We start from the raw sequence: 25,880 nt of genomic DNA, 5'->3' as shown, positions 1-25,880 counted from the left end.
TGTGTTCATCCGTGTTCTATTTCTTTATTTTCATTCTTATGCGTATTCTCGGGATCGATCCTGGACTCAACACCACCGGCTACGGTGTGCTGGAAATTTCTGGCCGTAAGCCGCGGCTGATTGAAGCGGGTGTGGTCCGCAGTACCCCCCGTGGTTCGATGCCCGAGCGGATCCGTGAAATCTACGACGGGTTGACCGAAGTGCTGACCAGCCTCAAGCCCGACGTTTTGGCGCTTGAGAAACTTTATTCGCATTATGATCGACCAACGACGGCGATTCTCATGGGTCACGCCCGGGGTGTGATCTGCCTCGCGGCGAGTGAAGCGGGCATCGAAGTGGTCGACTATGCCGCCACACAGGTAAAAAAAACGCTCACCGGCAATGGCCGGGCGCCAAAGTCGCAAATGCAATTGGCGATTCAACGCGAGTTGAATTTAGCCACACTCCCCGAGCCACCTGACGTGGCCGATGCTTTGGCGATTGCGTTTTGCCATTTTTGTACGGCGAGACATGGCACGCAGATGAACGCGGATTAAGTAACTACTCCACACGGCATCGGGACGATGCCGGCTAACGTGGCTTTCGTCTTGTGCTCCCGGCGGCTATCATCCCTGCATGATTACTAAAATTACAGGTCGTCCGCTGGCCGTCTCTGGTGAAACACTCACCTTGGCCGTGGGGGCGTTTGAATACGAAGTATTGATCCCCGAATTCGCCCGCCGGCACTTGCAAGACAAGATCGGCCAAGAAATCAGCCTGCACACGATTGAATATCTCGAAGGCAATCCGATGCAGGGCCGCATGACGCCACGGCTGATTGGATTTCTCAACAGCATCGAACGCGAGTTCTTTGAGCTCTTTTGTCAGGTCGATGGCGTGGGGGTGCGTAAAGCACTGCGAGCGATGGTCCGGCCCGTGCAAGACGTGGCCGAGATGATCGAGAATCAAGACACGAAGGGACTGAGTACCCTACCCGGCGTGGGTGCCGCCACCTCGGAACGAATCATCGCCAAGCTGCGCCGCAAGGTGCCCAAATTTGCGCTGCTTGTCGCGCGTGACGCACCGCATGCCGCCGTCGTGGAACGCGACGTCGTCAGCGAAGCCTTTGAGGTGCTCCGCGCGCTCGGTCATAGCGAATCCGACGCGCGCAGATTGCTCGACGACGCCCTCTCGCGCAAGAAGAAATTCAAAGACGTCGAAGAGTTACTCCACGCTGTTTACGAACAGCGGAATGCTTAGCGGATCCCTTGCGAACGCGTTATTCCGAGGGCCAGCTTTATTAATATTAATTATTGCTGCGACCCGAGGAATCTGGCTTCAATCACTTCACGTTCTCAATACGTGAAGGTACTGCAAGCCGGATCTCCGACCTCACAGAGGTCAGCCACAGTCACGCGGGCGCCGAACCTTCGGGGGCTGTCGGGGCATCCGCTGTGACAGGCCCTGCCTTGCCACTGCCCTTGCCAGTGAGATATGCCGCGAGGGCCGCCAGGGCCATCCACACGACCTCGGCTTCTTTGTAACTATTGACCGTGGGCTTAGGGATGCGTCCAGCTCCCGACACCGTGCCGGTGGCTTGCCGTTGTTGGTCCCCTGCAGTTTCAGCATCATCCGCAGCTTCGCCGTTGGCGACTTCGTCTTGGGCTTCTTGAACGGCGACTTCTCCCGGAGGAGCCGTCGGATTGGCTGGCATGACGGTGGTGACCTGGCTCATGTTCTGCATGACCTTGGCGTAAACGCCGCGTCCTCCCACAATCGCCAGCAACGTGAGTGCCACGGCCAGGGCCGCGCGGCCATAGCTTTGTGGTGCCCCAGCGGGAGCCCCCGCGTTGACACACATCCCCGTAACGAGTCCGACGGCAATCGCCAGCCAACTCAGTTCGTGTTGGGTAGTGTATTCCAGAAAAAACCAAGCCGCCGCGCTGGCTGCCGCACCGATCAATCCCCCCAACAGAACTCGCATGGTAATGCCCTTACTACAAAAAGAATGGTTCCGCCTTGCGACCACATTGTAATTCTGCGGCAAGCCGAGCGCCAAGCATTTCCACCGCCATAATCGTCCAACTCTCTTGAATTGTTACCAAAGTCCATGATTTTTCGGGCCGTGGCTGGCCGGCAGGGCAAAACAGTCGACCTGTGATGGCAGCCCATTACAATGGAAGAGCGGCTCCACTGGCCGCGTGCTTTTCTTATTCCCCGAGTTAGCATCCCTTTCCTTGGGGCAAGTCGCCATGCTTAGCCTACTTGAACAATGGCTCGTCTTTCCCAGGCCAAGGCTCAATGAGCGTGACTGGGAAGCCCCCGACCTGGCGTTTGAGGATGTGTACTTCGATGCCGCCGACGGCACGAAGCTGCATGGCTGGTACGTTCCACACCCCAATCCACGAGCTGTGGTTTTGTATTGCCACGGCAACGGCGAATATGTGGCCCACTTGGCCAACCGACTCAAGATTTTGCACGACCGGATAGGCATCACCGTCTTTGCTTGGGATTACCGTGGTTACGGTCGCAGTGCCGGCAAGCCACATGAAGTCAATCTGATTGCCGATGGACGCGAAGCACTCCACTGGCTTGCCAACAAAACGGGTCTCGACCCCAGCGACGTCGTGCTTCTCGGTCGCTCATTGGGGGGCGCCGTGGCGGTCGCGCTGGCCGCGGAATTCGAGGTCCGTGGTTTGGTGCTCGACCGCACGTTCTCGGAACTGACCGACGCCGCAGCGCACAACTATCCGTGGCTGCCTGTGCGATTGGTGATGAAGAACCGTTTTTCTTCCATCGAGCGGATCAAAAATTATCACGGCCCGTTGCTGCAAGCCCACGGAACCAACGATTCGATCGTGCCGTATGTGTTGGGCAAAAAGCTCTTTGACGCAGCCCCCAGCAAGCACAAAAAATTTCTGACCGTCGAAGATGGCGACCACAGTGGTCCGCTGCCGGAATTTTGTTACGATGCGCTCGTTGAATTTCTGGATGCGCTGCGTCCATTGAAGATCGCATCTTGATGTTCTAGCCGCAGGCGGAAGCCAGTGGCTGTCACCCATTCAACCGCGGGCTTCCGCCTGCGGCTATGAGAATTCTTAAACGCTGACCATCGTCTCGGGCATCTCGCGTAGGAACAGGTAAACCATCACGCCGAGGCTCACGATGTCGGTCATCAACGTGTCGGCCGCGGTCTGGGCCCCCACGATGGAACTGATGTAGATGAACGTCGCCGCGGCGAGTAGCGAGACACCACATAAAAATGTCGCGCTCAGGCTGATCGTGTCATGCCCCTTGGGTCGTAAACCACGCAGTTCGTGAAAAAACTGATAGAGCACGAACGCGAAAATAATCGAACTCGCGAACGAGATATCACTCAGTGCCGGCAGCGAAATCGCGGCGTCGTACAGGCCGTGAGCAAACACCATCAAGCCAAACATGGCCAAGGCTTGTGGTCCCCAGTTTTTGGGATCACGGAAGGCACGGTAGGCGTTCAAGCCGATCAGTCCGGTGAGCGCGATGTGCAAAGGATTGGCCGTGAGAAATCTCCCCAAGGTGTCGGTGCCGCGGCTCCCCGTGAGATAACCGATGTTCTCTTCGATGGCAAATCCCAAGCCGACGCACGCGGCGGTGATTAGCGCGAGCATCTCGTCACGCTTGCGCAACAGTAGCGGCATCAACGGCAGAAAGCAGATAAATTTGGCCAACTCTTCGCGTAAGCCCACGCCCAAGATAAAAAACCGCAGCCCGGGCACGAGTTCCATCTCTTCGCGCAGACCCCAGCCTTGTTCCTGATACAGAATCAAGAAACCGGTGGGCCAAATACTTAGCACTCCTAAAGCGACGGCGAACAACGTGAATGCCAACCGCCAATCCCAAGGAGGCTCCACGCGCAGGGCTTGCCATAAAAAGATCAACCAACAGCAACCAGCGAACACCGCCAACGCGACCGCGCCGGGAGAGGTAAAATCGCTAAAGATTTCGCGTGGCACGCCCCACCACACTTCCCACCACTGGCCGTTGGCTGCCAGAGCTTCCAACTGCTTCCAGTCCGAGTCGTCCCCACCCAAAAGTACATCGAGCGGCCCGACCGCCCAGCGGTCAGCGAGCCACCCCAGCACGATGCCAATTCCAATAATGGCGATCACCATCCGCCACAGAAAAGCGGGGTCGCGAGTCTTCACGCGGAGATAATTGGACCAAGTCATGCGGTGATTATTGCAGGTTGAACAGGGATCGCTAAGCGGCAAACAGCCGCTGGCAGCTTAGCGAACCCCAGATTCACGGTTTCCTCATCACGTGCCGATTTGATATATTATCGGCACTTAGCGTACAAGTGTTCAGATTCCTGGTGAGACTCGATGCCTCGCGAACCTATCCTATCTGCCGCCGATGCCGTGCCCCCCGTCGAGGCCTTCCAAACCGAGCGGCCTACGCGCGAAGAAGACGTCGCGCTCCGTCCTACGCGGATGGAGGATATGGTCGGCCAGCGGGAAGTTTATGAGCGGCTGCGGATCGCGGTTGATGCCGCGCTGATTCGCGGCGAGCCATTGGGGCATATCTTGCTCGATGGTCCTCCCGGCTTGGGCAAAACGACGTTCGCCATGTGCATCCCCCGCGCACTCAATGTGCCACTGCAAATTGCTAGCGGTGCCGCGCTAACCGCCCCCAAGGATTTGCTTCCCTACTTGAGCAACGCCGAGGAAGGTTCGATCCTGTTCATCGACGAAATTCACCGCCTCCCCAAGGCGGTTGAAGAGTTCATGTACCCGGCGATGGAAGACTTTCGCATCGACATCACGCTCGGCGAAGGGGTGTCGGCCCGTACGGTGAATATGTCGCTCCGACCGTTCACGATCATCGGCGCCACGACGCGGAGCGGTTTGCTTTCAGCACCACTTCGCGATCGGTTCCAAGTGCGCGAACATTTGGAGTTCTACAGCCTGGAAGAGCTCACCGAGATAGTCCGCCGCAACGCGGGCAAGCTGCGGATCCCCATCGCCGAAGATGCCGCGATACAAATTGCCTCATGCAGCCGTGGCACGCCCCGCGTGGCGAACAATCGCCTCCGCTGGGTCCGCGATTACGCCACAAGCCGTGCCGATGGCGAGATCACGAAGGAAGTCTCGCAAACCGCGCTCAAGATGCTCGGGGTCGATCACCTGGGTCTCGATCCGCAAGACCGCAAATATCTCGATACAATCTTGCGAGTCTTCCACGGCGGGCCCGTCGGCGTCGAGGCCGTCGCCCACACCATGAACACGGCTACTGATACGCTCACCGACGAAGTCGAACCGTTTCTCTTACGCGCGGAGCTCGTCGTCCGCACGCCGCGCGGGCGCAAACTCACCGCCGCGGGCTACACCCATCTCGGCGCGACACCGCCAGACGAATCGGCCCGCTTTCGCAATGACGGACCGTTGCCATTGTTTGAAGAAGAGTAGCCTTCAGTGCAAGCTGATGGTGATGGCAACAAAAAAACCCTCGGCTTGCGCCGAGGGCTAGTTGCTCTTGTTGTGTAAAACCGTTGCCAGCTACAGCAACCGCTTACAGGCTGTTCATATCGATGATCTGATCATCCGAGATCGTCGACACACGCTGCAACACAATGGGATCCACCGATTGCTGAATCAACTGCACGTGGCCGTCGAGAAACACGAAGTTGCTCAGGCCCGGATGCTCGCTGCCAAATTGTTCCCAGAGATTTGCAGCACCACAGGTCGCTCCCGCAGGAATCTCGCCGTGCGCCATGCCGCACTTCGTATCAGCAAGAATCGCAAACCGGTGATCCCCCGCAAAGTAAGCGGTGTCACCCTGTCGGTAGTGCATCATCGCTGGGTCTGTGTTGGGGTGAGCCTGCATCACTTCGTCTTCGGTGGGAATGTATTTCTCACCCACGGCAATCGTTTGTGACGTGCCGTCGGTCACGTTGCGAATGCTGTTACGCGAGAACGTGTAAAGCGCTCCGCCCACCGCGCCGGCCGGTTCGCCATTGAGATTGTCGATGCCAAAGTCAATGTCCAAACCGGTGCTTCCCTTGTAGTCGCCGCCAGCGGCAACGCCACGATTTTCTTCCGCGGCGGGTTGATCGTTGTTGTCAAAGTCGCGATCCGCCACGGGTTCGCGCCGGCTGGGGCAAACGAAGGTGCTCACCGGCGAGCGCATGGCCAATTGGTTTTGTGGGTCGGAGCAAGGCAACGATTTGATCAGTGCCTGATAAAGGGCCGTTTGCTCGACGTAGGGCAATAACTCAAATGCCCAGGAAACGCCATATTGTGTCACGCCTGAATTTCCCGTGGACGGTCGGCCCGTGCGGCCCGACGGGAAAACTTTCTTGGAATCGTGACGTGACTGGAGCGCGATGCCAATTTGTTTGAGGTTATTGGTGCATTGATTTCGGCGGGCCGATTCGCGCGCCGCTTGAATCGCGGGCAACAACAAAGCGACCAACAGACCGATAATCGCGATCACGACCAAAAGTTCAACCAGAGTAAAGCCACGTGTCGTCTTGACGCGCATAGTGCTTCTCCTTTGTGCTAATGATGGTTTGCCCGCGAACAGCCTCGACAAGAAAGCAATCACACAGACGGCAAACAGGCAGGATTAGGTGGTGGGAGAGAACGAGAACCGATCCGATGCGATCCCCGACAGTGTTGCCCCGATTGTAGGCCGAGTTTGAAAATCGTGTCAAACCGAACATCGCGTTGTGAAATCTTGGAAATCGCGCAAACGAGCTAACTTTCGGCAAACCGTCGCATTTGCTAGCGATTTCTAGCATCTAAGCATTGTTTGGCACGATTTTTATCTTCTCTAGCTTGCGCATATTTTTTTGCTGCCCTTGTGTTGACATCGCCGCCAGCATCACCTACCGTACTATCACAGCAGTACACATGTCTCTTCTTGATCGTGTCGCCTATGTTTCTTCACATCGACGCGCATAACGGTCTGGCCGTTTACGATCAAATTGTCCGGCAAGTGAAATTTGCCGTCGCCGATGGCACACTCACTGCCGGCGAGCTTGTTCCCAGCGTGCGCGAGCTCGCCAAGGAGCTCGCAATCAATCCCAACACGGTCGCCCGCGCTTATCGCCAATTGCAAGACGAAGGGGTCATCGCCGCGGTACGTGGCACGGGCCTCGCCGTGGAAAGCGGCGCGCGGCGCGGTTGCCAGGCCGACCGCAAGCGGTTGATTCGCCAACGACTCAACGACGTGCTCACCGAGGCCCATCTGAGCGGCCTCGAAGACAAAGAGCTTCAAGAACTTTTCACCGCCGAATTGGAAGCCGCCAAGCGGCAGCGAGGAAAATCATGAGCGATCCAAAGCCTGCCATTGTTGTAACGCGCGTATCAAAGCGCTTCGGCAATCATGTCGCGCTCAACGACGTGTCGTTCAGCGTTCCCTCGGGGACGGTCTTCGCACTGCTGGGGGAAAACGGCGCCGGCAAGACGACCACAATCAAACTCTTGCTGGGGCTGGAAGAACCAACCACCGGCAAACTCGAAATGCTGGGCCTCGATTGCCAACGCGCGGGCGATGAAATCCGCCGCCGCGTGGGTTACGTCCCCGAACGCCCTGCCCTGTATGAATGGATGACTGCCGCGGAAATCGGCTGGTTCACCGCTGGCTTTTATCCCGAACCCTACGAACACGAATACCGCAAGCTGCTCGAACAATTTCGCGTGCCCACCAATCGCAAGATCTCGCAAATGTCGAAAGGGATGCGGGCCAAAGTTTCGCTCTCCCTGTCGCTTGCGCCTCAACCCGAACTTTTGATTCTCGATGAACCCACGTCGGGGCTCGACACGCTCGTGCGGCGCGAATTCTTGGAAAGCATGGTCGATATCGCCGCCGCGGGACGCACGGTGTTTCTCTCCAGCCATCAAATCGGCGAAGTCGAACGGGTGGCCGACATCGTGGCGATTGTTCGTGAAGGTGAGTTGTTGGTCGTCGAGTCGCTGGATCGGCTCAAGTGCCAGATTCATGAGCTCACGTTCACGATGAACGGCACGCGCGAACCGGAGATTCCTGGCCAAGTGATCGCCCGTCGGCAACAGGGCAAGCAATGGCAGCTTATCGTGCGTAGTGATGAAGACATTGATTTCAACACACTAACCGCGCAAGCCGATGTGCTAGCCGTGGAATCCCGGACGCCGTCCCTAGAAGAAATCTTCGTGGCGTATATGCAGAGCGAAAGAAGTACCGCACAAGACTTGTCTAACGCCCAGGGATTGCAATCCCTGGGAGTTGGCCGGGGAATAACAGGTGACTCATGAACACCCTCAGCATCAACTCATCGCGGCCACTCGTCGCGCGGTTTGCCTGGAAAGAATACCGCATGCTGCGCGGGCTGTGGCTGGCATCATTTCTGATTGGCTTATTTCTTCAAATCCTTCCCTACATTCTCACGTCTGGCACGATGCGGACTTATCCGGAAGGAGGATTTCTCGTCGCCTGGATTGCCGCCTCGCTCTATTCCTTCGGAGCAGCGATCACGATGTTCTGCGCCGAAACGGAAGAGCGCACGCGCGACTATTTGCGTCTGCTCCCCGGAAATGCAACGCCCATCATCGCCACCAAGCTGGTCATGGCTTTTGCTACAGCCGTGGCACTTGGCTGTGTGCTTTCGCTCACAAGTTGGTTTCTCGCCGACTACACGTGGTCGAATTCGCGTCACGCTGAGCTCGCCTTTGCACTCGGTGGCGTGGGTATACTCGAAGGACTCGCCTGGGGACTTTTGTTCTCACTCTGGTGGAAGCAACCTTTGCTCGCCTCGGTGGCCGCGATAGCTTGTGCCTCACTCGGCGCACAGCTGGCGATCCTCGGCACGACTGAAGCTTATGATGCCTTTTCGCTGGAGGGCTATCGGGCCGCCGTGCCGGGTCGGCTGCTGATCTGCCTGGCCGTATTGATCCTCGATTCTGTCCTCGCCAGCCAATGGCTCTATCCCCGTCGGAAGCACGAACGAGTTTCGCGTCGTGCGATGACCATCGACCTACCAGCAAGCAACACACATGCTCGTGTTCACACCGCCGCGTGGCCTAGAACCAAGATGTTCACGCGGCTTTTATGGCAAACGTGGCGGGAATCCTGGAAAATGATGCTGGCCGCGATTGCGATCTCGGCAGTGCTGATGACATCCCTCATGCTGCCAGCCTACATCAGTTCACCCCATGACTTTCTCAAGTCACTGCCGTTTGTGGCGTTGATTCCCCCGGCCCTGTTGGGTGCCCTCGCTTTCCGCGCCGATCAACAGCGCGATCACCGGCTGTTTCTCGCGACCCACGCCGCGAAGCCACGCTACGTTTGGCTGGCACGGCATGTTGTTTGGTTCGGGATTGTGTTGGTCGTAGGAATGATTGCTCACTACGCCTACTGGCAATGGTTAATCGATCAGATCATAAACCAAGAGAAAAGTAATTCTCTTCATGATTGGGCTTGGTTTTCTCTGATGGGCCGGGACTATAGCGCAATAGACCCGCCGGAAGTACAAGCATGGAGGATGAGCTTTCTGCTGCGAACTTCCCTCCGTGGGATTGCAACGTTCTGGTGTGCCTTTGTCTCGGCCTATGGCGTCGGCCAGCTTTGCTCGATGCTCATTCAGCAATCGCTGTTGTCTGGCCTCCTGGCGGTTTTGTTTGCAGTCGTTTTAGCCGCATGGTCGGTGCTGATGTTTCTTTGGGAGATGAATCCGTTTGCTTTCGTGTTACCCATTGGACTCTCTGCAATCTCGGCGACATTTCTGCGAGTTCCTGAGTGGCTCCTGCAGAAGAATCGATGGAAGCACTGGATTGTGCCGACAATGGTCATCGTGTTGCCCCTCGTAGCACTATTTAGTGCGGTTCCAATAATTCGTAATTTGCAAATTAAGTATTTGATTAGTTCATATGCTTTTCGGCGCGAACCACTAGAAACCGCGTTCCAAAAATTTGCCGAGTTAGAAAAGAATCAACAAGAAACAAAACGAGAGATTGAGCTCGTTTCCATACAACCTGCATTGTCGATTGACGAAGTCGTCATCGATGGCAAAAAGTTCAAAGATTACTTACTCACGGACCGTGCTTTTGAATTCTATTACACAAGAAATAGAGATAAATTGACGCCCGAAGATGTGAAAACAATCGAGAGATTTCAAGTCGCTCAGCAGCAAGACTTTTATGAAAAGAACCGTACTGCCATCCCTGAACTCGTCAAAATCCTTGACCGTCCTGGTGCGGCCATGCCATACGACTATGCATCGCATATTGATGAAGAATCGGTCCAAGAGTTTGCTTATTTACTGACCGAAGATGCTCAGCGGCTCACCAAAAAAGGGTCGCTCGATGATGCTTGGCATCACCTACTAGCTATAGTTCCACTTATGCCACAGCTGTACTGGGAAAATGAAAGCAGAATATACCGATTAGGAAGAAATGATTTTTACAAGGCAGTTCTAAAATGGGCCACACATAGTGACCAAACGAGCAAGCGTCTCAAAGAGTCCATCATTGAACTTGAACAGAGGTTCGCCGAACTGCCTACGCCAAGCGATAGAATTCTCTTTTATCGCAACTTTGTGGAAAAAATTCTTTCGGGACAAGCAGTTGCTGAAAACTTTGGTAACATTCAATACTATTTTTTGAACTCCTTACCAGGGGAGCGAGAACGAGCATTGGTCGCGCTTGACCGGTTTACTTTGCAAGCACTTAATTATGCGGTGGCCGTCGAAACCCTCATACAACCAAAAAGCTTTCGCTATGGCACTGCTGCCCAACGAGTAAACAGCGTCCGCGATCTGCTCCAAGCCGCACCAAATCGGATGATCTTTGTCAACAATGATCTCGTCACTGGTGGTGAGGGCCGAAGTGCTTGGGCAAACGATGCTGCCGCTACGAGCGCTACAAGCTTCCTGACCGCTGAACAGTTTGGCCACAGTGGAGAAATTGCTAGCCTTCTCAAGAATTGGGTTGCCGATGAAACAAGTCGACGAGGGCTTTTGGTGCAACTTGCACTGATTACTTACCAACTCGATCACGAAGAGTATCCTGAAAATCTTGTCGAGCTTAGTCCTGATTATTTGTCATACGGAATAGCAGTCGATCCTTATTCGGGAACTTACTTCTCTTATCAGCCAGAGGGACTGAAGTATGACCTGCAAAGACCAATTGAACTCTCCGCTCATACGCCATTCTTCTGGAGTGTCGGTATCGGGAACATGCATTTAGTTACCGTCGCTCCGTACGAACAAACCGGCTTCTCGATAACAGAATCTGGTCGCCATGCAGAAGCTGGAATGGTTTTCTACGGTGATTCCGCAGACGGGATCGAGATAGAAAAACAGACTGACGAGCCCTCTTTTGAGTTCCAAAACACTGAGTATCACTTCGGGTACGGCTGGCTAAATAGACCTCGCGAACGCCTCGTTTTCCCTCTCCCGAAAATCGACGCCCCACAAGGCACCAAACCGACGACAAACGCCCCCTAGCCGGATCGCAACGCGATCCGGGAATCCCGGAGGGCGTGGCCCTCCGGCTAGGGGCACCAAATCGCTGCTTTTTGTCGGTGTTTCGCTCAAAACCGGGCATTGACACTTAGCCCAAAAAGCCAGTATTCTGGGTCGTTTCCCAATTGCTCACAGACATTAGTAAGTTGGAAGGCGCGAGCCATGGCTGTCCCCAAACGCAAACATTCGAACTCCCGTTCCGGCAAGCGTCGTTCGCACGACTTTTTGAAGCCTCGCCAATTGCAGGCTTGCCCGAAGTGCAGCACGCCGAGTCCCTCGCACGTTGTCTGCCCCAACTGTGGCCACTATCAAGGCCGCGCGATGGTCGAAACCGAGGAGTAGACCCTCCCCTAGCCCCTTCCGGCGGAAGGGGGACTGCATCTTAGTGAGGCCAGGCTGCCGTGACCAAAACTGCCTTTCTCTTTCCTGGTCAGGGGGCTCAAGCCGTCGGCATGGGGGCCGCGCTCGCGGCGTCGTTGCCTCGCGCCCAAGAGCTCTTTGCCCGTGCGGCCGACATCCTGGGCTATGACCTGTTGGAACTCTGCACCAACGGCCCCGCTGAAAAGCTCAACTCGACCGTTTACAGCCAGCCCGCGTTGTTCGTGTGCAGTCTGGCGGCGCTCGAGCAATTGAAACAAGACAATCCCGCGGTCGTCGAAGCGTGTGCGGCCACGGCCGGACTGAGCCTCGGCGAATACACGGCCTTGGTCTTCGCCGGCGCACTCGATTTCGATTCCGGCCTACGCGTCGTCCAGGTCCGTGGCCAAGCGATGCAAGACGCCGCCAATGCTTCGCCCAGCGGTATGGTGAGCGTATTAGGCATGGAACGCGACCCATTGCAAAAGCTCGTGGACGAAGCTCGTGGCGACGACGTATTGCAGCTCGCCAATTATCTGTGCCCCGGAAATATTGTCGTCTCGGGGAGCAAGGCCGCGTGCGAACGAATCACGCCGCTAGCCGAAGCCGCCGGGGCGATGAAGGTGATTCCGCTCGCCGTGGCGGGGGCCTTTCACACGCCGCTGATGCAGTCGGCCGTGGCACGCTTGGCCGGGGCTCTGGCCGAAGTCGACATCAAAAAACCGCGAATTCCCGTGGTTTCCAACGTCGACGCCCGTCCGCACGACGATCCGGCGGAGATTCGCGCCTTACTACAAAAACAAGTTGTCGCACCCGTGCTGTGGGAAGATTCGCTCCAGTGGCTGCTCAAGGATTTTGGCATCGAGCAGTGCTACGAAATCGGACCGGGCAAGGTGCTCAAAGGATTATTGAAACGCATCGATCGCAAATTTTCCTGTGAAAGCGTCGAGGCGTGAGTTCAAAACATAGAACACAGATAAACACGGATTTAACTGATTTGCGCAGATGATTAACAAAATGAACTGATAAAAAAATATTATCAGCGTCAATCCGCTTAATCAGTGTTCATCCGCGGCCTATCAGAATCAAGCAAAGAGGATTCAATTAAGACCATGGCAGATTCCCCATCACGCAGAATTCAAGTTGATCTCACAGGCAAGACGGCCGTTGTGACCGGTGCCTCGCGCGGCATTGGCAAGTCGATCGCCGTCACGCTCGCCCGCGCGGGGGCCAAGGTGGCTCTTGTGGCGCGCAGCGCCGACAAGCTCGCCGAAACCGCCGCCGAGATCACCGCCGCTGGCGGAACTGCAGCAGTATTTGCCTGCGACGTTGCCGATTCAGCCGCAGCCACGAACGTGGTCGACACGGTTGTCGCCGACTGGGGGCGGCTTGATATTTTGGTGAACAACGCCGGGATCACGCGGGATACGCTCCTCCCCCGCATGACTGACGAAGAATGGGACGACGTCATTGCCACCAATTTGCGCAGCGTGTTCCTGTTCTCGCGGGCGGCAGCAGGGGCGATGATGCGAACCAAAACGGGGCGGATCATCAACATTTCGAGCACGTCGGGCATCATGGGAAATCCGGCTCAGTGCAACTACTCGGCCTCGAAGGCGGGCGTCATCGGCTTTACGCAAACTCTGGCCCGCGAACTGGCCAGCAAGCGTCGTCAGATCACCGTCAACGCGATTTGCCCCGGGTTTATCGCCACCGACATGACAGCGGCCCTGATGAAAGCGGCCGGCGAGGACCTGGTGATGGAACGGATCAAGGCAGCCGTGCCGCTGCAACGTCAGGGAGAACCTGAGGAAATCGCCGACGCGGTGCTTTACCTATCCAGCGATTCGGGGGCCTACGTGACGGGACAAACTTTGGTGATCGACGGCGGCCTAACTGCTTAGCAGTTCACGGGTTGCCGACGACCGGCGTAGCCGAGGCGACCTAGACACCAATCGGAAGAAACTGTATATCTTGACCACCTTCGCGGGAACGATCTATTTTAAATCGCTTGCAAAGCTTGCCTCAACTGAGATGTTGTGACAGCGAGCAGGTTTTTCCGCTTGGAATAACTAGGGATTGTTGAACAGTACACAGGGTTGAAGTCGTTGGCGGGTTTTGGGCGGTGACCTTCTCGCAAGCAACGGCTTCATTGTCATATTTCATTTACTGGGTTAAAGGAGACCATCCAAGTGGCCTCAACACTGGAACGCGTTACTGACATCGTGGCGGAGCAATTGGGCGTCGATAAAGACAAGATCTCGCCGGAAACCTCGTTTGTGAACGACTTGGGTGCCGACTCGCTCGACACGGTCGAGTTGGTCATGGAACTCGAAGAAGAATTCGACATCAACATTCCCGACGACGCCGCGGAAAAAATCCAAACCGTCGGTCAGGCCGTGGATTTCATCGAACAGAATAAGTAAGTCTCTGCTTTGCCAATTCCCGGCAAAGCGATTCACGAGATGCTTTGCGGGATTCAGCCCGACAGATCCGCGACGTGGACAACCACGCCGCGGTTTGCTGTTGCTTGCCTCTTTGCTCTTGATAGTCGAAGAATTTCCAGATGAATCGCCGCGTTGTCATTACCGGAATGGGGGTCGTCACCCCGCTGTCATGCCAGATCCCTGAGCTGTGGCAGAAGATTCTTGAGTGTCAAAGCGGCATTCATGAGATCCGCCATTTCGACGCGAGCGACTACAAAGTGCGCTTCGGCGGCGAAGTGTATGACTGGACCGTCGAAGGCTACATCGATACCAAGGAAGAAAAGCGGATCGACCGCTTCACGCAATTTGCATTGGTCGCAGGTATCGATGCGGTCAAAGATGCGGGAATCGACTTCGAGAAATCTGATCGCTTCCGATCGGGAGCCATCATTGGCTCGGGGATCGGGGGCTTGGGCGAAATTATTTCCCAGCATGACCGACTGCTCGCCAGAGGCCATGACAAAGTCTCGCCCTTTACCGTTCCCAAGATGATGCTCAACGCGGCGAGCGGTCAACTTTCGATTCACTTTGGTATTCGCGGTCCGAATTATGCCGTCGCGACAGCCTGTGCGAGTGCCACCAACGCGATGGGTGAAGCGTTCAAGGCAATTCGCTACGGCGAAGCCGACGTGATGCTCACCGGCGGGACGGAATCCGCGATGCAGCCAATTAGCCTGGCTGGCTTCTCGAATATGAAGGCGCTCTCCACGCGAAATGACAGTCCCACGAAGGCCAGCCGGCCGTTCGATATCGACCGCGATGGCTTCGTGCTTTCCGAAGGGGCCGGGATTCTGGTTTTTGAAGAACTGGAATTCGCCAAAGCACGTGGCGCACGGATATACGCCGAAGTGCTCGGCTATGGTGCCAGCGCCGACGCGGGTCACATCACCCAACCCGACGCCGAAGGGACCGGCGCCGCCCGGGCCATGGTCAACGCGCTGATCGATGGCCAACTCAATCCCAGCGACATCGACTACATCAACGCCCACGGCACGAGCACGCCGCTTGGCGATAAGGCGGAAACAATCGCCGTCAAGCGCGTGTTTGAAGACCAAGCGTTCAAGCTGAATGTCTCGAGCACTAAGAGCCAACTGGGTCATTCGCTCGGAGCGAGTGGCGGCATCGAACTTGTGATGTGTGCCCTGGCCCTTCGCGATCAGATCGCGCCACCAACGATCAACCTCGACACACCCGATCCCGATTGCGATCTCAATTACACGCCCAACGCTCCGCAGGAACGACCCATCCGCCGCGCGATGAGCAACAGCTTCGGCTTCGGCGGGCATAATGCTTCGATCATTATCGGCAGATTAGCAAACTAACGACTTGCTAAAGATGCGATAGGTCTTGTACTTCTTACCGCCGACGCGTTCGATCATGCGGTTCACGAGCGTGTTGTCTTCAAGCGTCCAACTGCATTCGGCACCTTGGTAATCGAACTTATCGATACTGGTACGCAGGGTTTGCCAGATTAGCGACTCGGCCACACCCCGTTTGCGATAGCCGGGAACAACTCCCAGCACCGCCAATCGGCCCGTGCGAATCTTCTTCAACCGCATAGCAAGTCGAATAAGTCCAATCGGCAAACCGCCGTTCATCAAACGGCCACCTAGCGGCTGAATCGCTTCATTGATATTCGGCAGCGTGATCGAAACGCCCACCTGCTTGCCGTCGACTTCAGCGAATTGAACCAATTCAGGAACCGCGAGTCGCTTGAGGTCGCGCGCCAAATGATCGAACTCGACATCGCTCATCTTCACGAAGCCCCAGTTCTGTTCCAACGATTGATGATAAATCTGTTTGCAACGGGCGATCTCGGCGTCGAAGTCGTTCATGTCGAGCGGACGAACTTTCACCTGATAGCGCTCGGTCAATCGGGTCACGCGATCGCTCCACGCGGCGTCCATGTTGTTGTCACGGCTGAACCACCAAGCATAAAGATCCTTGGCTTTCTCCAAACCGTATCGCTTGAACAGACGTTCGTAATAGGCGGGCTGATGGTTCATCATCACCACGGGAGGTGTATCGAAACCATCGACCAACAAACCGCAGGGATAGTTGGTGGAATAATCAACCGGGCCCATGATCTGTGTGCGGCCACGTGCGCGGAGCCAGGCACTCGCGCGATCTAACAACGCACGCGCCGTGCGGACATCGTCGATCACTTCAAACATGCCGAAGCATCCGAGATTCGTGCCGTGGACTTTGTTGTACGCGGGATCATCGCTGACCACGATGCGGCCAACGACCTGGCCGTCACGCCGAGCCAGAAACGCTTGGGCGGCACCGTGCTTGTAAAACGGGTGCTTCTTGGGATCGAGAAACTCGCGAACCTGCATGTCGAGCGGGGCCACCCAGTTGGTATCGCGTTGGTGAATGCGTTTGGGAAGTTCGATAAATTCTGCAACATCGCGGCGGGAAGCAATGGCATGCACGCTGACCGGCGCGGCGGCGGTGCTCAACTCGGCCCAAGCACAGCGGGGAGCGGCAACGGGCAGAAACGGGGAATAGAGGGCGGATGCGAGGCTCATGGCGAACTCCTTTGAAGGGCGAAAATTCAGGGCTGAATTACCAAGCGTGATTCGGCGGGAGTTGTTACATGAGGGGCTGGGGTCTGGGGGCTAGGTCTTGGGGTTGTTGTAATGCCTGCTCCTTGATGTGGTGGTTTTGGATTTTCGCAATGTGAAATTTCTGATCTCTGACTTCCAGCCCCTGGCCCCTCTCGTTCTGCTTTGCAAGGTTGGCCAGGTTTGCGTGGTTTGCGGGTCTCTTAACTGTTGCCAAGCTGTTTGGGGGGACTGGGAGCTTGGGATGAGGGAACGAACGACTTCTCAACACTGGCCCCTGACCCCTTTCTGCGAACTTTGTCATCTTGTTCAACTTCATCAACTTAGTCACGACCCGGGATTGATCAAGTTGATGTGTACTCGTCTTTATTACCACCTTCAGCGGGTCTCGACGTTTCAGCGCGCAGCTTGGGGTGCCACTGTTGGCTTGCCCAACAGTGTGTTCGCGGCTGTTCGGTCATTCCCGTGAAAGCGGGAATCCAGCATTTACTCTGGCTGATCGCTGAGAGATTTCACTCCCTTCATACCATATCGCGCGGCCAAAAGCGTGGGAAAAATTTCGCCACGTATTTCTTAATCTATCCTAATCGAAGCTAAACATTTCCTGCCAGGCGATCAGAAGGCCAATAGTCTGAGCGGTCACTAATTGTTTGCACCCGGGTTGTCTCGCCGCTATCATGAACGGACTTCTTTTTCCCGTTCGAAACCTGATTCCCTAGGATTCTCAGCATGACACGGAGTCGCCGTTTACGGGTCGAGTCTCTGGAAGATCGCCGGATGTTGGCGACGTTTACGGTCACGAATCTTCTTGATGGGCCCGTGACAGCTGCGGGACAACTTCCGGGAAGCTTGCGGCAGGCACTCTTTGATGCGAATGCCTTGGCTGGCGCGGACGAGGTTGAGTTCGCGGTCAACGGCACGCTGACATTGACCGCCGGTGAGTTCAGGGTCACAAGCGAGCTGACGATTGAAGGCCCCGGCGCGGAGTTGCTCACGATCGACGCCAGCGGCAACGATCCCACACCCACGACCCACAATGGCGACGGCAGTCGTATCTTCCGAATTGACGACGGCAACGACTCGCAATTCTTGGCCGTCGCGATAAGTGGTTTGATGCTTACAGGTGGAGACGCTGGTGGAGCTTTTGAACAAAGTGCCGGCGGGGCGATTTACAGTCGCGAGTCGCTAACATTGTTTGATGCAACGTTGACTGACAATGCATCTCGAAGCTCAGGCGGTGCCGTCTACTCGGCGAACGCACAAGATGGTCTCACGGTGATCTATGACACAGATATCGTCAACAATGAGGCTTCTGGTTCAGGAGGTGGACTACATATCACCGGCGCGGCGAACATCACGAGAGTTCTCGTGAACGGCAATCTGGCCAAGGATGGCAGTGGTGGCGGTGGGTGGTTTTCAACCGGCACAACTCTACAACTTGTCCATATTCTCGACAGCGAATTCTCCGACAATACCTGCGCCGCTTCGGGAGGCGGTTTTTCGGGCACTTATTTCACACTCATCGGAAGTCAGATCACTGGAAACACTGCAGGCGGACGTGGCGGCGGAGTTTCGGTCTATGGAGTTTCTGCCTTTGAGGACAATTACTTTTCCGACAACCACGCCTCGGACGTCGGTGGAGCCCTCAACATTGGCCTTGGTTCAAGTACAGCTACAACACTCGTGCAGAATAACATCATCACGCGAAATTATGCAGAAAATAATGGAGGAGGAATCAACACCCGCGCAAAAACGACGATCACGGGAAATACGATCAGCGAAAATACCACCAACAGACTTGGGGGTGGCCTATTTCTAACGAGCAATGCAGATAACAGCATCGTCCAAAACAACCAATTCACCAACAACAGCGCGATCTTAGATGGGGGTGGCATCTACACAAATCAAGATGGTGGTCACAACCTGATTGAAGACAATCTGCTCTCTAATAACCAAAGTGGTGCCAGGGGCGGAGGCATGTTTGTCGAGGTAAGTGCAGGTTCCTTGGCGATTACCTCCAACACTTTTGACGCCAATCAAGCGGTGTCCGATGGTGGTGGTATTTATGTCACTACCGATCATCACGATATCGCTGGGTCGCTACTACTCCAAGAAAACTCGCTGTTCAACAATCAGGCGTCCGGAGGTGGCGGCTTTGTTATCAATACCGACGCCGAGAGTTTTTCTGCGGTCGTCGATAAGAATTCCATCTACGAGAATTCCGCAGGTAGCGGTGGCGGTGGTATTCTCGCGGTCGCTGCCGGAGACATAGAATTTGTGAATAACAGCGTCTATCGAAACGAAGCTTTGGGATCGTTCTCCGATGCAGGAGGCTTGTTGCTGCTCAACGGAGGTGGCACCATCGATATCGTTAACTCGACAATCTCGACGAATTATTCTGGTGCAACCGGCGGCGGCATCTCAGCCTTGACCCAGGGCGGAACGACATCCATCGAGCATAGTACGATTGCTTTCAATCGAACGACTTCCACGGTCGGTGGGGGTGGAGGCATCTATCACGTCGGGGCGGGCCTTTTGATTGATCACACGATCGTCACGGACAACTTATCGGGAAGGGCAGACGCGGCCGTCCGAAATGTTTACGACGTGAGTGCCACGATCACCGCAACTTTCAGTCTGCTCACCGGCAATTCCCGGCTTGATGTGCTGCGGGATAACGGGGGACAAATTCTTACTCATGCGCTTTTGGCGGGAAGTCCTGCTGCTGATGCCGGTGACCCACTGGCGGTCGCTGGCGCGAATGGCGTGCCAGTCTTCGATCAGCGGGGCTCGGGATATTCCCGTGTGATTAATGACCGCATCGACATCGGCGCATTCGAGCGGCAGCCGCTCACGATCGTGGTCGACACAAAAGTCGATGAGAACGACGGAGACCATTCCGCTGGCGATCGGTCACTTCGTGAAGCCATCGAAATCACCAATGCCTCGCTTGGCTTCGACGTCACGATTGAATTTGCCGCGACGCTCATGAATGAAACTATCGTTTTAACTCATGGTCAACTCGTCGTGACCAATGGTTTGCGAGTTGTCGGATTGGGCGCGTCGGCATTGACAATCGATGCTAGCGGCAACGATCCGACACCACAGCTAAACAATAGGGATGGTAGCGGTATTTTTAGCCTACAACCTCCGAATTCAATCGTCACGGAGTTTTTCATTTCCGGATTGACGCTTACTGGTGCAGACAAATGGGGCGAAGGAGGAGCGATTGCCACGGGAAGAAAGTTGACCCTGAGTGATTGTGTGCTGACGGATAATTACAGCAACATGGGAGGCGCCATCTTTGCGTGGAGTGGTCTCACTATTTTCGACTCGGTTTTGACAAATAATGGCGCTCAATTTAGGGGTGGCGCAATCTCGGGGGGCGACACGCTTTTGATCGAAGGAAGTGAACTGAGCAACAACTTGGCAACGAGCGGTGGAGCGATTGACTCACAGTTTGGCACGATAAAGATCATGGAGAGTTCGATTCAGGATAATTCGGCCACAACCGGAAGTGGAGGAGGCATACTTCTTAGTTCTGGAACTGTAGAAATTGTACGAAGTACCATCAGCGGGAATTCAGCTGCTACCAACGGAGGGGGAGTGGCAGCTCCGACGATCGTCATCGACTCATCGTTGATTTCCGAAAACTCTGCTCGAGATGGCGGCGGTGTTCATGTCGTTTCGTCGCTGACCACCTCGAATGCGACGATTAGTGGCAATCGTGCATTGCGCTCCGGCGGAGGTATTTTTGCGGCAACGATGACTCTCAATCATTCCACGATTGCTAACAATACGGCGGATAGTGATCTCGATGGCATAGGTGGTGGAGGCGGAGTTTGGAAATCTTCTGGCGCAACCACTCTCAGTCACTCAATCATTGCAGACAACATCGGTAACTTAGGAAATTCGAGCGACATCGACACGAGTGCCGCAGCCACGACGTCGTTCATCGCCAACTACAGCCTCGTTGAGGATACATCGGGCTTAGCACCAGCTCATGTGAGCGCCTTATCATCCGGTCAGGGAAATATCCTCAATATTGATCCCCTGCTGGGGGAGCTTGGTCACAACGGCGGTCCGACCCTAACGCATGCCTTGCTGGCTGGCAGCCCAGCCATCGACGCTGGTGATCCCAATATTGTTTCTCCTCCAGAGTATGATCAACGAACCACAGGCTTTAATCGTCTCTCAGGTGCACAAATCGATATTGGAGCTTATGAAGTTCAGGCGTCGACATCACAAAATGGTGATTTTAATGGCGATGGAATTGTGAACGGTCGAGATTTCTTGCTATGGCAACGATATCCCATGGTGGGCGAGCTCGAAAAATGGCAAGCAGGGTATGGGATCGGTTCCTTGTCAGGAATGAATGCTCCGTTGGTGGCGCTGAGTGCGAGTATTCAGGATAAATACGGAACTTATGAGGACGATGAGGAAACATCTGTATCGTTGATGTTTGGTAATTCTTACTCACCGCCCACTGAAGTGGGCTCGCCAGAGGCGAATGAATTGTTTGTGGAGAGCGTGGATCTTGCGATTGAAGAGCTGAGCGATGTAACGCAGAGCGGCGTGCGGGAGTTTGGCGAGATGGTGGTTATTAGGCACCGAACCACACACCGACCGATGAAATCGATGGCATGGGATAAGTCTCGAGCTTAAAAGGCCGATGCATTGCGCTTTCATGTGCATTTGCAATTATGAAAATCTGCTAAAGATTTTCAAAATCCTGCCCCGAGCATTTTGCGTCTACCAGTGGAACACCCTGGGATCAAAGAATCCAGACAATTTTGTTGAAATCACCCCCTGGTTGGGGTAGGATGCGGCTAACCGGCAGGAACGCGGGTACTCTTTTTAGCCGCTACCGATCTGGAACAGATGTCTTTTCTTGGCCGCAACAGCTGGACAGCCGTCCTCTGAATTTATGGACTTAGCGCAAGGAACACGTTATGTCACTTCGTCGTCAGATGCAGGTGGAGTCCTTGGAAGATCGCCGAATGCTGGCGACGTTTACGGTCACGAATCTGCTCGATGCTCCTGTGACAGCCGCGGGGCAATTGCCGGGGAGTCTGCGGCAAGCGATCTTTGATGCGAACACCTTGGCTGGCACGGATGAGATTGAGTTCGCGGGAGTGTCGGGAAGCATTTCGCTGACCGCCGGCGAACTGGTGATTAGCGATGACGTGACGATCGCGGGTCCCGGTATTGCTCTATTAACAATCGACGCCAGCGGCAACGATCCGACACCAGAAACAAACGACGGCGATGGGAGTCGCATCTTCAGGGTCGACGATGGTGATGCTGAAAATGCTCTCAACGTGGCTATCAGCGGTCTCACTTTAACGGGAGGTGACGTCGCTGGCGATGGGGGAGCGATTTCGAATGTTGAAAATTTGACCCTCAGCCAAAGCGTCGTCAGTGGCAATGGAACGGGCGGTTTTCGTAACGATCCTTATGGCAATGATGCGTTTGGTTATTCAGGGGGCGGCATTTGGTCGGATGGAGTATTAACTGTTGTTGATAGTCAGATTACCAACAACGCTGCCTCGCAAAGTGGGGAGTCAATCTATTTCGCATCAAGCCGGGGCGGTGACGGAGGCGGCATCGCTGCTCTGGGGACGCTCACCATTTCAGGTAGTCTGCTGGCGACCAATTCCGCAGGTCAGGGAGGAGGACTCAACGGCCGAGGGGGGCATGGCGGAGCAATCTGGTTTGATGGCAGCTCGCTAACAATTACTGATTCCACGATTTCGGGCAATACTTCCGGAGATGGCGGAGGAACCTTCGGCGGCGAGAGTGGCCATGGGGGAGGCATCTATGCCGAGGGTAGCGTGTCGCTTGATGATGTGTTGCTCCAAGATAATCAAGTCGGCACGGCAAGTATGCGTTATGCAGGCGGATCCGGAGGCGGAATGTGGGCGGTCGGAGTAATCGAGATCAGCAATAGCTCGATCAGCGGCAACAGCGCTGGTGATAGTGCATCTGCGAGCCCGTATGAGAACGGTGGCAACGGAGGCGACGGTGGCGGGCTCTTTTTGGGAAGCGCTGCCACGATCATCAATTCCACAATCGCCGACAACAATGCGGGTGACGGTGGCCGAACCCTAGGAGCGACGTCAGGCCACGGTGGCGCGGGTGGTGGGATTCGTTCCTCGGGGACCCTGACGATTCTCGCCAGTACGATTAGTGGAAATCGTTCAGGTGAAGGAGGAGGCACCTTTGCTTATGGCACGGGTGGTCGGGGCGGCGCTGGCGGTGGAATTTTCGCCGGTGGAAACTTGGTCATGCACGAAAGCTCGGTTGTTGGCAATTCGACCGGCGATGGCAGGGGTGTCAGTTATGGCGCCTCACCTGGCGGCGAAGGGGGTGGCATCGCCGTGCTCGGTGCCGTGGCAATCCATGGTTCGACAGTTTCTGGTAATACCACGGGGCAAGGAGGCGGTGGTGGTGAAGCGGACGGGGGTGCGGGCGGAGGGATATGGCTGAGCGGAAGCTCGCCCAAACAAATTACCAACAGCACGGTCTCGGGCAACACGACGGGGCGAGGGGGCGCCGATGGAAGACGGAGCTATGCCGGCAATGGCGGCGATGGAGGCGGCATTTTTATCACAGGCGCCGGAATTCTCACACTTTCGCACAGCACGATCACAGGAAATACCACGGGTCTCAACGGCCCCGAGAGCTATGGCTACCTTGGATATGGTGGCGGTTCGCTCGGCAACGGCGGTGGAATTTTTGCTTCGACTGCCGCCGTTAATCTGAACAACACGATCGTCGCCCGCAACACGCGAGGCAATACCGACGACGATGACCTCAAAGGGGCCGGATCGTTTGCTCCAACTTACAGCTTGATCGGCGTCGACACGGGGGCCACGATCACGCCAGGCACGGGCAATCAGATCGGCACGAGCGGATTACCGGTCGATCCACTGCTCGGCCCCCTGTCCGACAATGGCGGAACAACGTTGACGCATGCCCTGCTGACCAGCAGCCCGGCGATTGATGCGGGTGATCCCGGGTTTAGTTCGCCGCCGGACTACGATCAACGTGGCACAGGATATGACCGCGTTGTGGGTGGGCGAATCGATATGGGGGCGTTTGAGGTGCAGGCTGCGGCTGCGTTGCCTGGTGACTTCAACGGCGACGGTGTGGTGACTGGCCGCGATTTTCTCACCTGGCAGCGTGGGGAATCGCCTGATCCGTTTAGTGGCGATGACCTGGAAACTTGGCAGGAAGAATATAACGGTGGGGCGTTATCGGCGCTGAGTGCGATTATTGAAGATGAGGGTGTCGAGGACGATCAGGAAACACCTGTGTCATTGATGTTTGGAAATTCTTACTCACCGCCCACTGAAGTGGGCTCGCCAGAGGCGATTGAATTGTTTGTTGAGAGTGTGGATCTTGCGATTGAGCAGTTGAACGCGGTGACGCGCCACGGCGTGCGCGAGTTTGGCGATTTTGTTGTTAGGCGCAAAGTGAGTCCGCGACTTGCGGTTCACTGAGATTCACGCCGTCAGTTCTTCGGAGCTCCACCCTCAGCAAATTCGAGGTGCTTATTCGGTCGCCTCTGAGACCAAAAATTCAACGAATTATCGAGCGTTTGGCTAAACTGCTCCGACAGCAATGCTAGCGGAAGCGGACCTTGTGACGCGCGGGGTGGGTTCCTATACTTCTCGCCCCCCAGCTTTACAGATCTGCTGACCCACACTCCTATTCGCTCGCGGAGGAATCTCCGATGCCGCTTCGCCTCGCACTGTTTGCCATACTACTTATTAATTGTTCGTTTGTCGTCGCGCAAGGCTTTGACGTGGGCCCAGCCGGCGCGAGTAGTTGGCAATCGCCGCCGGGTGGGGCAACTCCCCCCGCTTACGCGGGAGGCTCGCCGGTAGGAGGCTCGCCAGTAGGTAGCTCGGCGGTGACGCCGACTCCGAACGTGCCGCAGGTCACGCATGCGCAGGTTACCAAAGGGAGCGGTGCGCTGCCCAGCGATCATGGCCAAGTATGGCGCGAATATGACATTACGCCTTACACGATGCGGGTGCAAAACACGACGGCGCCCGAGCAGGCGATCGTCGATTGGATCTTGCGCGAAACTGGCTACGAAGCGTGGCATTCAACGCCAGTCGGTTTATTGAGCGCCGACAAGAAGACATTACGGGTGTATCACACTCCCGACATGCAAGCCATCGTGGCGGATATTGTCGATCGGTTCGTCAACAATGTGGCTGGGAATCAGGGTTTTGGTCTGCGAGTGGTGACCATCGACAGTCCCAACTGGCGCACCAAGGCTTTGCCGCTGATGCAATCGGTACCCGTGCAATCTCCCGGGGTGCAAGGTTGGATCATGGCCAAGGAAGACGCGGCGCTCTTGGTTTCCGAGTTGAAGCGTCGCAGCGATTATCGCGAGCATAATGCGCCGCATCAGTTGGTGCAGAACGGGTCATCGCTGGTGATCTCGACGATGCGACCGATCACTTACACGAAGGGCGTCTTTCGCACGCAGCAAACCTGGCCCGGGTTCCAACCCGAGATGGGCCAGTTCGATGAAGGATTCAGCATGGAATTCAGTCCGTTGCTGTCGCTCGACACGAAGACCGTGGATGCGGTGCTGAAATTAAAACTCACGCAAGTGGAAAAGTTTTATCCTGTGCAAATCGACGTGCCGAGCCCGGTGGCACAGAATCAACGGACCGAGTGCCAGGTGCCGCAGATGACGATGGTGCAACTGCACGAACGATTCCGCTGGCCGACTGATCAGGTGTTGTTGTTAAGCATGGGAGTGGTGGCTCAACCGGGCCCCGCGAAGCCGAATATCATCACCGATAACATTCCGATGCTCAAATCGCCGCCGCGGGCGGATGCCTTGCTGTTTGTGGAAAGCCGTGGCGCGAATTCGGCGCTGGCCGTCGACGCGGCGGCCGCCCCACAAACGGCGTCGCGGCCGAATCAGACCTACCACGGGCGCTATTAAGAAATTGGCGAATTCCCGGATGGCATTGCAAACCGGCT

General features: G+C 55.8%; 19 protein-coding genes. 15 read left to right on the top strand and 4 right to left on the bottom strand.

Annotated features, from left to right (window positions below; translation table 11 throughout):
• Window positions 1-38 precede the first annotated feature (38 nt).
• On the top strand, window positions 39-536 hold the full coding sequence (ruvC, locus tag SH678x_RS04065) for a crossover junction endodeoxyribonuclease RuvC (RefSeq protein ID WP_496921608.1): 498 nt from the start codon (window positions 39-41) through the stop codon (window positions 534-536).
• Window positions 537-615: 79 nt separating this feature from the next.
• Complete coding sequence (gene ruvA, locus SH678x_RS04060; protein WP_496921607.1) at window positions 616-1,239, top strand: Holliday junction branch migration protein RuvA; 624 nt, start codon at window positions 616-618, stop codon at window positions 1,237-1,239.
• Between the two features lie 151 nt (window positions 1,240-1,390).
• Here the strand turns inward: ruvA and SH678x_RS04055 are convergent, their stop codons facing one another.
• Window positions 1,391-1,963, bottom strand: coding sequence for a hypothetical protein (locus tag SH678x_RS04055; RefSeq protein ID WP_496921606.1), 573 nt, complete (start codon window positions 1,961-1,963; stop codon window positions 1,391-1,393).
• A gap of 268 nt (window positions 1,964-2,231) precedes the next feature.
• Here SH678x_RS04055 and SH678x_RS04050 point away from each other — a divergent pair, with 268 nt between their 5' ends.
• Window positions 2,232-3,002, top strand: a complete 771-nt coding sequence (locus SH678x_RS04050; protein WP_496921605.1) for an alpha/beta hydrolase — start codon at window positions 2,232-2,234, stop codon at window positions 3,000-3,002.
• Window positions 3,003-3,077: 75 nt separating this feature from the next.
• On the opposite strand, the gene SH678x_RS04045 is transcribed toward SH678x_RS04050, so the two are convergent.
• Window positions 3,078-4,187, bottom strand: a complete 1,110-nt coding sequence (locus SH678x_RS04045) for a PrsW family glutamic-type intramembrane protease (protein ID WP_496921604.1) — start codon at window positions 4,185-4,187, stop codon at window positions 3,078-3,080.
• Between the two features lie 153 nt (window positions 4,188-4,340).
• Between SH678x_RS04045 and ruvB the strand changes: the two genes are divergently transcribed.
• On the top strand, window positions 4,341-5,423 hold the full coding sequence (gene ruvB, locus SH678x_RS04040; RefSeq protein WP_496921603.1) for a Holliday junction branch migration DNA helicase RuvB: 1,083 nt from the start codon (window positions 4,341-4,343) through the stop codon (window positions 5,421-5,423).
• A gap of 103 nt (window positions 5,424-5,526) precedes the next feature.
• Here ruvB and SH678x_RS04035 read toward each other — a convergent pair whose 3' ends face one another.
• Window positions 5,527-6,498: a DUF1559 family PulG-like putative transporter gene (locus SH678x_RS04035; RefSeq protein ID WP_496921602.1), complete on the bottom strand. Its 972-nt coding sequence runs from the start codon at window positions 6,496-6,498 to the stop codon at window positions 5,527-5,529.
• Between the two features lie 396 nt (window positions 6,499-6,894).
• On the opposite strand from SH678x_RS04035, the gene SH678x_RS04030 reads away from it, so the two are divergent.
• The 8 genes from SH678x_RS04030 (at window position 6,895) to fabF (ending at window position 15,623) form a co-directional block, all read left to right on the top strand.
• Window positions 6,895-7,290 carry a GntR family transcriptional regulator gene (locus SH678x_RS04030; protein WP_496921601.1) on the top strand — a complete coding sequence of 132 codons (396 nt, stop codon included), beginning with the start codon at window positions 6,895-6,897 and terminating at the stop codon, window positions 7,288-7,290.
• Window positions 7,287-8,252 (top strand): ABC transporter ATP-binding protein, encoded by a 966-nt coding sequence (locus SH678x_RS04025; RefSeq protein WP_496921600.1) that lies wholly within the window; start codon window positions 7,287-7,289, stop codon window positions 8,250-8,252. Before SH678x_RS04030 ends, SH678x_RS04025 begins: the two co-directional genes overlap by 4 nt.
• Window positions 8,249-11,440: a hypothetical protein gene (locus SH678x_RS04020; protein WP_496921599.1), complete on the top strand. Its 3,192-nt coding sequence runs from the start codon at window positions 8,249-8,251 to the stop codon at window positions 11,438-11,440. Before SH678x_RS04025 ends, SH678x_RS04020 begins: the two co-directional genes overlap by 4 nt.
• Before the next feature lie 180 nt (window positions 11,441-11,620).
• Window positions 11,621-11,800, top strand: a complete 180-nt coding sequence (gene rpmF, locus SH678x_RS04015) for a 50S ribosomal protein L32 (protein ID WP_496921598.1) — start codon at window positions 11,621-11,623, stop codon at window positions 11,798-11,800.
• 59 nt (window positions 11,801-11,859) lie between these two features.
• Window positions 11,860-12,771: an ACP S-malonyltransferase gene (fabD, locus tag SH678x_RS04010; RefSeq protein ID WP_496921597.1), complete on the top strand. Its 912-nt coding sequence runs from the start codon at window positions 11,860-11,862 to the stop codon at window positions 12,769-12,771.
• Window positions 12,772-12,927: 156 nt separating this feature from the next.
• A complete protein-coding gene (gene fabG / locus SH678x_RS04005; protein WP_496921596.1) occupies window positions 12,928-13,719 on the top strand; it encodes a 3-oxoacyl-[acyl-carrier-protein] reductase in 792 nt (263 codons plus the stop codon).
• Window positions 13,720-14,007: 288 nt separating this feature from the next.
• Window positions 14,008-14,241, top strand: coding sequence for an acyl carrier protein (locus SH678x_RS04000; protein ID WP_496921595.1), 234 nt, complete (start codon window positions 14,008-14,010; stop codon window positions 14,239-14,241).
• Window positions 14,242-14,381: 140 nt separating this feature from the next.
• Window positions 14,382-15,623 (top strand): beta-ketoacyl-ACP synthase II, encoded by a 1,242-nt coding sequence (fabF, locus tag SH678x_RS03995; protein ID WP_496921594.1) that lies wholly within the window; start codon window positions 14,382-14,384, stop codon window positions 15,621-15,623.
• On the opposite strand, the gene SH678x_RS03990 is transcribed toward fabF, so the two are convergent.
• Window positions 15,612-16,832: a GNAT family N-acetyltransferase gene (locus SH678x_RS03990; protein WP_496921593.1), complete on the bottom strand. Its 1,221-nt coding sequence runs from the start codon at window positions 16,830-16,832 to the stop codon at window positions 15,612-15,614. The two genes, fabF and SH678x_RS03990, sit on opposite strands and share 12 nt — an antisense overlap.
• 765 nt (window positions 16,833-17,597) lie before the next feature.
• Between SH678x_RS03990 and SH678x_RS03985 the strand changes: the two genes are divergently transcribed.
• From SH678x_RS03985 to SH678x_RS03975, 3 genes are all read left to right on the top strand, one after another.
• Window positions 17,598-21,533: a choice-of-anchor Q domain-containing protein gene (locus tag SH678x_RS03985; RefSeq protein WP_496921592.1), complete on the top strand. Its 3,936-nt coding sequence runs from the start codon at window positions 17,598-17,600 to the stop codon at window positions 21,531-21,533.
• Window positions 21,534-21,820: 287 nt separating this feature from the next.
• Complete coding sequence (locus SH678x_RS03980) at window positions 21,821-24,373, top strand: choice-of-anchor Q domain-containing protein (protein WP_496921591.1); 2,553 nt, start codon at window positions 21,821-21,823, stop codon at window positions 24,371-24,373.
• Window positions 24,374-24,606: 233 nt separating this feature from the next.
• Window positions 24,607-25,842: a hypothetical protein gene (locus tag SH678x_RS03975; protein WP_496921590.1), complete on the top strand. Its 1,236-nt coding sequence runs from the start codon at window positions 24,607-24,609 to the stop codon at window positions 25,840-25,842.
• Window positions 25,843-25,880: the final 38 nt, after the last annotated feature.

Source organism: Bythopirellula superficialaquae, from assembly GCF_059632245.1.
Note: the sequence above shows the minus strand (reverse complement) of the source record. Positions and strands in the feature narration are given on the sequence as shown.